General features: G+C 55.0%; 10 protein-coding genes. 5 read left to right on the top strand and 5 right to left on the bottom strand.

The window, feature by feature from the left end:
• Positions 1-30: 30 nt before the first annotated feature.
• The 5 genes from bglX to PSTEL_RS12345 form a co-directional block, all read right to left on the bottom strand.
• The gene (bglX, locus tag PSTEL_RS12365; RefSeq protein ID WP_038695694.1) at positions 31-2,220 is read right to left on the bottom strand and encodes a beta-glucosidase BglX; all 2,190 of its coding nucleotides are present in this window, start codon (positions 2,218-2,220) and stop codon (positions 31-33) included.
• A 266-nt stretch (positions 2,221-2,486) separates the two neighbouring features.
• Positions 2,487-3,500, bottom strand: a complete 1,014-nt coding sequence (locus tag PSTEL_RS12360; protein WP_038695691.1) for a LacI family DNA-binding transcriptional regulator — start codon at positions 3,498-3,500, stop codon at positions 2,487-2,489.
• A 42-nt stretch (positions 3,501-3,542) separates the two neighbouring features.
• Positions 3,543-4,361 (bottom strand): carbohydrate ABC transporter permease, encoded by an 819-nt coding sequence (locus PSTEL_RS12355; protein WP_038695689.1) that lies wholly within the window; start codon positions 4,359-4,361, stop codon positions 3,543-3,545.
• Between the two features lie 166 nt (positions 4,362-4,527).
• Positions 4,528-5,427 carry a carbohydrate ABC transporter permease gene (locus PSTEL_RS12350; protein WP_038695687.1) on the bottom strand — a complete coding sequence of 300 codons (900 nt, stop codon included), beginning with the start codon at positions 5,425-5,427 and terminating at the stop codon, positions 4,528-4,530.
• 112 nt (positions 5,428-5,539) lie between these two features.
• Positions 5,540-6,784 carry a sugar ABC transporter substrate-binding protein gene (locus PSTEL_RS12345; RefSeq protein ID WP_038695685.1) on the bottom strand — a complete coding sequence of 415 codons (1,245 nt, stop codon included), beginning with the start codon at positions 6,782-6,784 and terminating at the stop codon, positions 5,540-5,542.
• 462 nt (positions 6,785-7,246) lie between these two features.
• Between PSTEL_RS12345 and PSTEL_RS12340 the strand changes: the two genes are divergently transcribed.
• From PSTEL_RS12340 to PSTEL_RS12320, 5 genes are all read left to right on the top strand, one after another.
• Positions 7,247-7,777, top strand: coding sequence for a YfiT family bacillithiol transferase (locus tag PSTEL_RS12340; RefSeq protein ID WP_038695683.1), 531 nt, complete (start codon positions 7,247-7,249; stop codon positions 7,775-7,777).
• Between the two features lie 149 nt (positions 7,778-7,926).
• The gene (locus PSTEL_RS12335; RefSeq protein ID WP_038695681.1) at positions 7,927-9,612 is read left to right on the top strand and encodes a helix-turn-helix domain-containing protein; all 1,686 of its coding nucleotides are present in this window, start codon (positions 7,927-7,929) and stop codon (positions 9,610-9,612) included.
• A 41-nt stretch (positions 9,613-9,653) separates the two neighbouring features.
• The gene (locus PSTEL_RS12330; protein ID WP_038695679.1) at positions 9,654-10,679 is read left to right on the top strand and encodes an ABC transporter substrate-binding protein; all 1,026 of its coding nucleotides are present in this window, start codon (positions 9,654-9,656) and stop codon (positions 10,677-10,679) included.
• Between the two features lie 6 nt (positions 10,680-10,685).
• On the top strand, positions 10,686-11,702 hold the full coding sequence (locus PSTEL_RS12325; RefSeq protein WP_038695677.1) for a FecCD family ABC transporter permease: 1,017 nt from the start codon (positions 10,686-10,688) through the stop codon (positions 11,700-11,702).
• Positions 11,695-12,723, top strand: a complete 1,029-nt coding sequence (locus PSTEL_RS12320) for a FecCD family ABC transporter permease (protein WP_038695675.1) — start codon at positions 11,695-11,697, stop codon at positions 12,721-12,723. The genes PSTEL_RS12325 and PSTEL_RS12320 overlap by 8 nt, the downstream gene beginning before the upstream one ends.
• The last annotated feature ends 19 nt before the right edge of the window (positions 12,724-12,742 follow it).

Here is a 12,742-nt window from a genome sequence, read left to right as displayed (position 1 = left end):
CCCCTTATTATCTATAAGTTCGCTTCCTTCTCACACTTGCGCTAACAGGTGAAATGCCGCTTCCAGCGTGTTTCGGCTGTCAGGGCCGACATAGATGCGAAATTCTCCCGGATCGCTTCCGATTGAAAGATCGCTGTGATGATACCGGAGCTGGCTTTCGGACAGTGTGAAGCTGATTTCCCGGCTCTCGCCTGCTTGAAGCTCGATCCGGATGAAGTCTTTAAGCTCCTTCACGGGCCGGACAACTTCGCCAGACACGTCGCGAACATACAGCTGAACCGTCTCGGTTCCGGCCACAGCGCCCTTATTCGTAACGGTGGCGCGGATTTCAAGCGGGCTATCCGGAGACATCGTATCTGCCATAAGCTTTAGTCCATCGTAAGCAAATTCCGTATAGGAGAGTCCGAAGCCGAAAGGCAGCAGCGGCTCATTGGGAATGTCAAGATACTGCGATATATACCGGTTGTCCGTCGGCTCCGCCGGTTTCGGACGGCCGGTATTGAAGTGATTGTAATAGACCGGAATTTGTCCCGTTGTATAAGGGAAAGACATGCTAAGCTTACCGGAAGGGTTCACATTCCCGTATAGCAGATTGGCGAGAGCCGCTCCGCCCTGGCTTCCCGGGAACCACGCCTCCAGCACCGCGTCGGCGATATCGTACACGCCATGAAGATCCAGCGGACGTCCGTTGAACAGCACGGCTGCCATCGGCTTGCCCAGCTCCTTCAGCCGACCGATCAGCTTAAGCTGTGCCTCGGGCAGCCGAATGTCGCTGCGGCTTCCTGCCTCGCCGCTCATTTCCGATTCCTCGCCGAGCGCCAGCACGAGCACATCCGCATCCTCCGCGATTCGTACCGCGTCTGCGAGCTGTTCCTCCGAGATATTGTGGATTCCGCAGCCCTGCGCAGCGGTAACCAGTTCCGGCGATTCGCTTGTCGCTTGCATCGCGGCTGCGAGCTTGACTGCCGTTTCCTTGGAGCCCTGCCACGACCAGAAGCCCAGAATATCCCCGCTGTCGCCAAAAGGTCCGATCAGCGCTACCTTCTGTTTCTTGCCAAGCGGCAGAACACCGTTGTTCTTCAGAAGTACACAGGATTCCTCGGCCAGGCGCCGCGACACTTCCATATGCTCTTCGCAGCAGATGATGGCCTCCTCTTTCGCGGGATCAGCACCCCGGTAAGGGTTCTCGAACAGTCCGAGCTTGTCCTTCAGACAGAGGATGCGCAGCACCGCTTCATCAATCAGCGCCTCATCCACAAGTCCCTCTCTGACCAGCCCCGGAAGATGATGCACATAGCATGGAGTCATCATTTCGATGTCCACTCCGCTCTGGATTGCCTTGAACGCCGCATCCCGGTCGTCCTCGGCCGCGCCGTGGGCGATCATCTCGCGAATCGCAGCCCAGTCGGAGATCAGAACCCCGTCAAAGCCCCATTCCTCGCGCAGTATGCCGCGCATCAGCTTGCGGCTGCCGCTGGCCGGAATGCCGTCAACCGTGTTGAAGGAGGTCATCACCATTTCGCAGCCGGCGTCAATCGCCGCTTTGTAGGAGGGAAGGTAATACTCGCGAAGCTGCCGCTCCGACAGATCGACCGTGTTATAGTCCCGTCCACCCTCGGCAAGTCCGTATGCGGCGAAATGCTTAACGCATGAAGCGACCCGCTCCATGTCGTTCTTCAAATCCCCGCCCTGAAAGCCATCAACAAAAGCGCGGGCGAATACGGAATTCAGATAAGGGTCTTCGCCCGTGCTTTCCATGACGCGCCCCCATCTCGGGTCCCGGACGAGATCGACCATCGGCGCGAACGTGACATGCACGCCCGATACGGCGGCTTCGCGCGCGGCGGCCTGTGCGCTCCGCTTGGCCAGCTCCGGATTCCAGGAGCATCCGATGGCCAGCGGAATCGGGTAGATCGTCTTGAATCCATGGACGATATCCGCCATGAACAGAAGCGGGATGCCGTGCTTATCCTGTGCAAGATGAGCTTGCTGCACCGCGATAACCTTCTCCGCGCCGGACAGGCCCAGTGCTGAACCGGCCAGGCGGGCCGTCTCTGGACCGATGCCGAGCTCCTCCATCGGCCCTGTGATCTCTCCGTCATCCGCTCCCTCGAAGAAGGGAGCCGCCAGCTGCAACAGCTGGCCAATCTTGTCTTCCAGCGTCATATTTTTCACATATTTCTCATACAGCTCATGCTTCCTTTGCAGGTCATGGGTCATCCGGAATCCCTCCATCCTTCGAATCGTTTCAAGTCTATAAATCCTTATTTTTCAAGTATTATTTCAAATTATATATGCCATTTAGTGAATCGTTTTTATTCATATATACAGATAAGCAGCATCCTGAATCCCCGCCTTGTCATGTTCACCATCTTGCTTAGGCCCGGGCAGAACAACTAACCATCTCCCGAGCCGCGCGGACCCGAATTTCTTTCTCAGATGCGCCTGTTCTTACGAAGACTGTGAAATCCGGATACCCGCAATCTCTACGCTTCCCCTGTCACGCCATTCCTGACCTTTAATACGGATTGCCGTTCCACCAGTCCGATTCTCAGTGAATAAGAAGCCTCCACCTGATCGCCGTTCAGCATCTGGAACAGCAGATGCCCGGCCAGTGAACCGGATTCGTTCATCGGCTGGCGGATCGTCGTCAGCGGCGGCTGGATATATTCAGCCAGTTGAATATCGTCGAACCCGATCAGGGACACTTCACCCGGCACTGAAACGCCCGCTTCCTCGAACGCTTTCAGTCCTCCGACCGCCATTTCATCATTGGCGTAAAAGACGGCGGAAGGCAGCTCGCCCTGCATAATCATCATCTTGGTCGCTTTATATCCGCCTTCGCGGATGAAGCTTCCGCTCAGCTTCCATTTCGCTTTCTCCTCAAGTCCTTCCTCGCGCATCGCCCGAAGAAAGCCTTCGTAACGGAGCGCATTGTCATAGGAGTTGGCAGGACCGCTGATATAGGCGATAGAGCGGTGTCCCTGGTCGATCAAATAGCGGGTCGCGCGGTATCCGCCCTCCTCACCGTCGACCAGAACATTAACAAGGCCATCTCCGGTTATAGGGCGGTCCATCACCACAATGGGGAACCGTTCCCCGGCGGCGGCGCGAAGAATATCATCCGTTATGTTATGGGCCAGTACGATCGCGCCGTCCACTCTTTTTTCCAGCAGAAACCGTACAGCCGTCGAATCCTCGCCTCCCATGGAGCTGCAGGCGATCAGATCATAGCCGTTGGACAGCGCCACATCCTGAATGCTTCGAATCAGCTCCGAATAGAAAGGGCCCGAGAGATCGGTGAGGATCAGCGCTATCGTATTGGTCCGGCTCTTTTTCAAATCCATGGCAAATCCGTTCTTCCGGTAGTTCAGCTGCCGGGCCGCCTCCAGTACCTTCTCTCTTGTCTTCGTGCTGACCTTGCTGTCGCCGCTTAGCGCGTACGAAGCGGTTGAAAGCGCCACCCCCGCAAGCTTCGCCACATCCTTGATCGTAGCCATACCTCTTCAATCCTTCCCCAGTCTACTTCTAGCTCTCTATTGTTATTTTATCCCTGAGATCGTATATCCTTCTATAATATGCTTCTGGAAGAAAATAAAAATGATGATGATCGGTACAACCATGAACGCCGCGCCCGCCATTTGCAGCCCGAACTCGGTGCCGTACTGCCCTTTAAGCAGCGACAGGCCGACGGATAGCGTGTACAGCCGCTCATCGTTGGCGATAATCAGCGGCCACAGGAAGCTGTTCCAGGCGCCGATAAAGGTCAGGATACCCTGAACCGCGAACACCGGCTTCACCACGGGCACAATCAGCTGGAAGAAGATTCGCAGCTCGCCTGCGCCGTCCAGTCTAGCCGCCTCCAGCAGATCAATGGGGATCGTGGACATGAACTGGCGAAACAGGAAGATACCGAAGGCCCCGACCAGACCGGGCAGCACAATGCCGGCCATCGTGTTGACGAGATTCAGCTTGTTGATAATGAGATAGGTCGGAATCATGGTGACCTGTCCCGGAATCATCATCGTCGCCAGGATTAGATAATAGAATTTGTTCTTGCCTGGAAAATCAAATTTGGCAAAGGCGTAACCCGCCATCGCATTCAGGAACATCCCTGCAAAAGAGAACAGCACGATAACGAGCGTATTCTCCAGATAGGTCAGAAACTCCAGCTTGATGAACAGATTGCGGTAATTATCGAAGGTCGGATGATGAGGTATGATTGTAGGCGGAATAATCGTAAATTCATTTTCCGGCTTGAATGACGAACCGATCATCCAGATGAACGGCACCATCATCAGCACTCCGCCAATGACGAGCAGCAGCACCATAAAGCTTTTTTCCAAACGTTTGACAGCCATCTTTCATCCCTCCTAAGCAGCCAGGCGCGGCTCTCGCCAAGGTCTGGTACGCCTGCAACACTAAATCAGCAAAATTTACTCGGCACTCTTCGCGCCGTAAAGTTATTGAATCCGGTGCTTGAATCCAGTGCTTGAATCTGATGCGATACTTCTGGCCCGAAGTCTCCTAATACTCGACCTCTTGCTTCTGGATTTTGAACTGGGCCAGTGTGGCCAGAATAATAATGATGAACAGCACGAACGAGCCTGCAGCGGCATAGCCGAAATTGCTGAGCTGGAAGCCGTTGTTGTAAATAAAGAGCGCCATCGACATCGTCGCATTCAGCGGTCCGCCCTTCGTCATTACGAGCGGCTCCTCGAAGAACTGAATCCAGCCGATCAGCGTTGTGATGACGACAAAGAAGGTAGCGAAACCGAGCAGAGGAATCGTGATGTAGCGCAGCTTCCGCCAGCCGGTGGCCCCGTCGATTTCAGCGGCTTCATAGTAAGAACGGGGAATCCCCTGAAGCGCCGCCAGGAAAATAATCATATTCAGCCCGATCGCCTTCCAGAAAGCCAGGAGGATGAGCGACAATTTGGCAAGCGTCGGGTCCTGGAGCCACTGCTGGGCCGGCAGCCCGAACCAGGAGAGAATGTAGTTGAACAGCCCGTAGGTGCCGTTATAGAGATAACCCCATACCACCGCAACAGCGACAATATTGGTGATAGATGGCATATAGTAGACGACCCGAAAACTTTTGAACAGCCAGCTCGTCCCGTAATTCAGCAGCAGTGCAATGCCCAAAGCGGCGGCGACAACAAGCGGCACGCCGATAAAGACATAGAATGCGGTATTATAAATCGACTTCAGGAATACGGGGTCCTTGAACAAATTGATATAGTTGGATAATCCGACCCCTTTGATATTGGAGTAATCGGCCAATCCCATCAGGTCCATATTCGTGAAGCTGATGACAAGGGCAATTACAATCGGAATAATCGAAAATACAGTCAGAAGCACAACCGCCGGCGCGATAAACAGATACGGGTATTTGTGCTTATTCCATTGACTCGCCAAATGCTTCACAGTCCTTCACTCCTTTGCCTGTCTTTCATCACCTAGCATCCAATGAGTAATAGTGCCGCCGGACTCCCTTCTTGCCGAAGAGGGCCCGGCGGCTTCGCCATGGACGGAAGACTTATTTATTGCCCAGCAGATCATTCGCTTTAGCGTTCAGCTTGTCGAGCTCTGTCTGGGTATCCGCTCCCCCGACCGTAATCTGTTCGAAGGCAGCGAGGAACGCCTGGGAGATGGCATCCCACTCCTTGACCGTCGGAGCCGGCTTCGTGTTCTCCAGCTGCTTGCCGAAAGCCGCGATCATCGGGTCCTTGAGCGCCTCGTTGCTGTAGGCCGCTTTGAGAGCCGGCATGGAGTTCGAGGTCTCAAAGAACTTCAACTGTGCCTCTTGCGTGGACATGAAGGAGATGAACTTGGCCGCCTCGTCCGGATTTTTGCTGTAGCTGAAGATCGAAAGGTCCGAGCCGCCGATCGAAGATGTATTGGTCTTCTTGGCAGGCAGCGTCGTGACGGTCCACTTGCCGTCGATTTCCGGCGCCTTCTCCTTCACGGTACTGATCATCCAAGGTCCGCTGATGAACATCGGAATCGTGCCGTCCTTAAAGCCGGCCACCGTGTCCATATCCGTTCCCTTGGGCGACAGCCCTTCATCGTAGAAGCTCTTCAAATAATTGATGGCTTCTACATAAGCCGGCTGGTTGAACTGGGCCTGCCGGTTGCTGTCGATAACATCGCTGCCGTTCTGCCAGGCGAAGATTGCCGCATAGATCGGGTCCTTGGCTTCAATCGGCATCGCATAATGGCCCGGGCCGCCCTTGGCAACAAGCTTCTTGGCTGCATCCTTCAGTTCATCCCATGTCTTCGGTCCTTCCGGATAACCGACCTCGCTAAGCAAATCTGAACGATAGAACAAAGCGCGTGTCTCTACATACCATGGGATGCCGACGGTTTTGCCCTCGTATTGGGTCGTCTTATTGGCGCCGTCAAAAAAGTTCTCGGGCTTCAGGTTGGCGTCCTTCTCCACATACGGCGTCAGATCCTTCAGCGCTCCGGCGGCCGCAAATTCCGGAATCCAGGTAGTGCCCATCTGAATGACATCCGGGCCACTCTTGGAGGCTACAGCGGTCAGCAGCTTGTCATGGGCGCTGTCCCACGGAATGGCCTGTACCTCCACCTTCACTCCCGGATTCTTCTCCTCGTACATTTTCGCAATCGGCTCAACCGTAGCGGATTCCCCCATGAACCATACCTTTAACGTTTTGTTTCCGCTGTCCGAAGCCGCATTATTTCCGCTCCCGCAGCCCGCCATAATCGCTGAAAATGCCGTCATAGCAGCCACTGTGAGCAATCCTGTTCTCTTCTTCATCCGATTCACCCCATTTGTAGTATGAGCCAAACTGTTTCCCCCTAAAATAAAGCACTTACATCGAAACGTTTCGATTTATTTCGAAAAAAAATCTACGCCTTACTGCCTTGCATTTGCCTTTCCCTTCCTTGCGTTTGCCTTTTCGGCATACTGTTTCAGCCGAAAGCGACAAACCCCAAAGGGTTTTTAGGTATTGCTAGCGGTTTCACACTTCATTTTCTCAGAATAGATGAATGACACAAGAAATCTCTAAGTATTGGTAATCGAATCGTTTCGATGTCCTTATTATAAAACCTCTTGATAGCGATTTCAAGTCTTGGCTCCAAAAAAAATCATGCATCTCTTTCAGGCCCATGCCATATGGCTGGCCTTCAACAAAACGGATGGAGGAACCGGTACTTAGAAGGTAGAATGAATTAGAGAAGATGGATTAGCGAAGATGAATAAAGAGGTGAATTGTTAATGGATACTTTGTCATTCCCCCTTGGTCCTTTCACGCCTGAGGATTGCCCGACCCCGGACACCCGTGCGGCATGTATAGCGGATATTGCAAGCCTTCCCGCCGATCTGCGGGCTTCGCTGACTAGCTTGACTGATGAGCAGCTGCTGGTTCCATATCGTCCAGGCGGCTGGACGGTCAAGCAGGTTGTCCATCATATGGCCGATAATGATATGAACGCTTATATCCGGTTCAAACGAGGGCTGACCGAGGAAGCCCCGATCGCCGGTTCATACAGGCAGGATGTATGGGCAGAGCTTGCCGACTACCGCGACACCAGGATCGACACTTCGCTGCTGCTGATGGAAGCGCTGCATGAACGTTTTGTGATCCTGCTCCGCTCCCTGGCTCCGGCCGATTTTGCCCGGCCGGTTACCAGCCCTACTCACGGCGATATGACGCTGGAGATCACCATGCAGCGTTATGCCTGGCATAACCGCCACCATCTCGCCCAGATCCAATCCTTGAAAGACCGGATGGGCTGGATAATCTGACCGTTTATCGAGCAGCACCGGATTTTGCTTAATTGCAAGGCCGGTCCTGCTCATTTTTTTTGAAAAATTGAAATAATTAAATCGGCGCTGCATCAGTTTTCCCGGTATAATGATAATGATTATCATTTGCATAGAGAGGATGCTGAATTATGACCCCGATGCCTCCCCTTCTCCCGCCGGATGCGGGACGATGGACACTACATCTGCACAGCGCCGAGCTTCAGCGGGTTAAGCCGTCAACCGGTATGACTCAGCTTATGTCTCTCCATACAACACTTATCGTTCTGCTCGAAGGACACTGCCTTCTTACCAGAGGTACGACCATTTCTCGCATGACCGAAGATACTGTCTATGTCTGTGCTCCCGGCAGCACGTATGAATTCAAGACAAGAGGCGGCTCCCCCCTGGTGGCGCTTATCCGGCTGTCCCAGTATGAGCCGAATGGGTACGAGGGCAGTCTGAAAGCCTCTGACTCATCACTTCTGCTTCCGCTGCTGGGTGAATCGGCCGTGCTTCCGCCCGGTGCAGCCGGAGACCGCTGCCGTTCGATATGCGCTCATTATCAATCACCTGATCCGATCCTTGCGCTGCGCGCGCAGGCCGACGCTCTGGAGCTGGTGCTGGAAGCAGCCTCCTCACCCTGCAAGAGCGAGTCGGACGGGCTTGAGCAGGCGAGAAGGCAACTCGAAGAGTATCCCGAACAACCGCTGTCAACCGAGAAGCTGGCTAGAGCGGCCGGTTTAAGTTCCCGCCATTTTGCCGAGTTATTCAAGCAGTCTTATGGCAAGAGCCCCCTTGAGTACATCACCAATGTCCGGCTGGAAAAAGCGAAGAAGCTGATGCTCTCCTCCGGACGCAGGCTGAAGGATATAGCGCACGAAATCGGCTACGAGGATGAATTCTATTTCAGCCGGGTATTCAAGAAAGAGTACGGCTTCTCCCCTTCGCATTACATAAGCCGTCGCAAGCGGATCATCGCGGCGTACGGATCAGCTGATACGCTGGGCTACCTGCTGCCCTTTGACCTGCTGCCCCATATCGCTCCGATGCACCCTAAATGGACCGGGTATTATTTGACCCGTTACGGCGCAGACATCCCTTACCATCTGGAGTACGGCCTGGCGGAGCATAATCGGGAGCTCCGGCTGTCCCAGCTGGCTGAGACGAAGCCTGAGCTGATTGTGTGCCCGCCAAGCATCAACGGTGAGGAATTTGAGCAGGTGTCCGCCGTTGCCTCCGCCTTCACGCTTCCGCCCGAATCGCCCGGCTCATGGAGAACAGGCCTTCGTCAGCTTGCTATGCGGATGGGCATGGAGAAGGAAGCGGAAGCCTGGATGACAAGGTTTGACCGGGAGACCGGAACTGCCCGCCGCAAGCTGGCCGGCTTCGGCAAAGCGCCATCCATTCTGTTTGTCCGCATGGCAGGATGCGCTCTGTACGGGCTCGGCTCGCCAGGCATTCTCGATTTCGTGTATCACGAGCTCGGAATCGCCAGACCGGACGGAGCCCCGCCGGATGCCCATCCGAATTACCCCGTAAGGCTGCAAGCCTTCGATGCGGACGATGTGGATTATGTCTGCCTGCTCATCCGGCAGGATTCCGCAACACTGGAATATTGGCGGAAGCTGACCCGCTCCTCGCGATGGCATTCACTCTCTGCAGTGAAGGAAGGCCGTGTACATTTTCTGTCGTCCAGTCCATGGAGAGAGTATTCGCCGATTGGACTTGAACGAATACGGGAGGAGCTGGCAGCGGAGTTCGCGGAAAATAATCCATGCCAAATCCGCGCTTTATCTATGGAGAAAGATTGGAACCGGACCTATCCTAGTTATTGAGAATTGTTCTCATTAAATAAATAGGGAGGTCATTCAAGATTATGAGAAAATTATTTACCGGACTGCTACTAGCCACCGTGGTTGCTGTATTAGCGGCCTGCGGCAACAACGCAACGGACAACTCGGCATCGGGCAAGGTAAGCCCCTCCGCTTCGGTTCAATCCGCCGCACCTGCTGCATCTTCTACCACAACTCCGAGCGCGGCTCCGAGCAATGCTGTGGCAGCAACAAAGACCATCAAATATTTGGATGCTGAATATACGGTGCCTGCAACTGCCGAGCGCATCGTCATTACGGGCGCTATGGAAGCAATGGAAGATTCCGTCCTTCTCGACATTCATCCGGTAGGAGCCATCGCCGTTTCGGGCAAATTCCCCGAGATGTTCTCCGCCATAACAGACAAGGCTGAATCGATCGGTGAGAAGACAGAGCCGAACTTCGAGAAAATCCTGTCGCTGAAGCCGGATGTCATTCTGGGGTCGACTAAATTCGATCCAGCGGTCCTGGAGAAGCTTCAACAGATCGCTACGACAATTCCATACTCCCATGTCGCTACGAATTGGGATGCCAACTTGACCCTGCTCGGCGAGCTGACCGGCAAACAGGAGCAGGCTGCGAAGCTGATCGAGCAATACAAAACAGATCTGGCAGCTGTCAAAGAGTCGGCGGTCGCCGGACTGAAAGATAAAAAGGTATTGCTGGTTCGCATCCGCGAAGGCGCAATGTTCATTTACGGCAAGGACCTGTATTTCAATCCTTCGCTGTACACCGATCTCGGTCTTGCACTTCCGGATGCCATCGCCGCCGCCAAGAAGCAGGAGCAGCTCTCGATCGAACAGTTCGCCCAGATCAATCCCGATGTCGTGTTTATCCAGTTCTCTGAGGACGAGAACTCCAAGGCGACTGGCGCGCTGGACGAGCTACAGAAGAATCCGATCTTCCAGAGTGTCTCGGCCGCCAAGAACGGCAAGGTCTTTGTGAATATCGTCGATCCGCTGGCACAGGGAGGAACGGCCTACAGCAAGATCCAGTTCCTGAGAGCCTTCCTGACCGCCGTGGAATCCTAATCCGCCATGGAACTTGGCATTCGCTCCAACAGGCTGCCGGCTGCTATCTTCGCGATAGCGCCGGCAGCCGCCGTATTGACGGTTGTCCTCTCCATAATTTACGGCGCGGCGGATATTAGCGCCGCCGAGGTCTGGCAGGCAGTGTTTGCCTTTGATCAAGGCAATATCAACCATCAGATCATTATTCATTCTCGGCTCCCGAGGGCCTGCGGCGCGCTGCTGATCGGCGCCTGCCTCGCCGTCTCGGGAGCCGTCATGCAGGGCATTACCCGAAATGACCTTGCCTCCCCTTCCCTGTTGGGTGTATCGGACGGCTCGGTCTTCGCTGTAACCTTCTGCATGATTTATTTCCCTCAAATTTCCGGCGGCAGTCTCGTGCTGGTCTCCATGATCGGCTCCCTGCTTGGAGCACTGCTGGTCTTCGGCCTAGCCCGGCTTATACCCGGAGCGGAATCGCCTGTCACGCTGGCCATACTGGGTACGCTTATCGGCATGTTCCTGAATGGTGTATCGGATGCCGCCGCGATGTACTATCATATTCCGCAGCGTATCAGCTTCTGGTACAACGCCCGTCTGAACCAGATCGACCCGACTCTTCTTCTGCTCTGCCTGCCCTTCGCGCTTGCCGGGCTGGTCCTTGTTCTCATGCAGGCCAAATCCGTATCGGCACTCTCGCTAGGCGAAGAAATCTCATCGGGGCTTGGTCAACGGGTACGGCTTGTCAAAGGACTTGCGATGATATCCGTCGCGCTGCTGACCGGGATTTCGGTAGCGCTCGCCGGCAAAATCGCATTCATCGGCCTCATCATACCGCATATTGCGAAGAAGCTGGGCGGGGCCGATTACAGGATGGCCATTCCGCTATCCGGTGTGCTTGGCGGATTGTTTCTGGCAGTCTGCGATTTGATTTCGAGACTGATCAATCACCCTTTTGAAACGCCTGTCGGTGTTGTGACCGCGATGTTCGGCGTCCCGTTCTTCCTCTACTTGATCCGGCGAAAAGGGGGCGGTCGCCGTGGGTAGCTCATCATTGCCGCGCTATTCGATAGTTATATTCGGGTGCAGCCTGTTCATAGTTCTGTTTATCATCCTCGGCCTTACCATGGGCGAAATGGGCTTGTCCCTGCGCGAGGTGCTGAACTCGCTGCTGCGGCTCTCGGCGCATCGGGAGAATGATCTGGTGATCTTTCAATTCCGGCTTCCGCGGATTGCGCTTGGCGCCCTTCTCGGCTTCGGACTCGGACTGACGGGATCAGCCGTTCAGAGCCTTACCCGCAACGGGCTTGCCGATCCCGGTATTCTCGGCATTAATGCGGGAGCCGGCATGTTCGTCGTTATCTTCATGCTGTTGCTGAAGGACCTGCTCCCTCCTTCGGGAACGGCCCAAGTGATGCTGATGCCGCTGTTCGGCATGACCGGAGGACTGCTTGCCTCCGCATTGATCTTCCTCCTGTCCCGTGACCGGGATGGGATTAATCCGCAGAAATTGCTGCTTGTCGGAATCGCCGTCTCCTCAGGGTTCTCCGCCGTAACGCTGTATGCCTCGCTTAAAATGAACCCGAATGATTTCGAACGGGCCGCAGCCTGGCTGTCCGGCAATCTGAATTCGGCCAACTGGCTCTTCGTGGCATCCGTGCTTCCATGGACCCTGCTGCTGACGCCGCTGCTTCTGTCCAAGACCCGAACACTGGACCTGTTCCGGATGGGAGACAGCAGCGTTGTCAGCCTCGGCGTACCGGTCCGCCGGGAACGTGGCCTGCTCCTGCTCGCAAGCGTAGGCCTCGTCTCCTCCGGGGTGGCGGTCGCCGGCAGCATCGGCTTCGTAGGCTTAATCGCGCCGCATATGGCGGTCCGGCTGACCGGACTAACGCACCGAAGATCGCTTCTGGTCAGCGGTTTGCTGGGCGCAGCGCTCGTTCTCGCCGGAGATTTTATCGGCAGGACAATCTTCTCCCCGGCCCAACTGCCGGTCGGCATCGTGCTGTCTGTAATCGGCGCTCCCTACTTTGTCTGGCTGCTGGCATCAAGACGCCGGCGGACATAACTCAGCTCAAGAAAGGACG

Source organism: Paenibacillus stellifer (assembly GCF_000758685.1).
Classification (GTDB): Bacteria; Bacillota; Bacilli; order Paenibacillales; family Paenibacillaceae; genus Paenibacillus_AQ; species Paenibacillus_AQ stellifer.
Note: the sequence above shows the minus strand (reverse complement) of the source record. Positions and strands in the feature narration are given on the sequence as shown.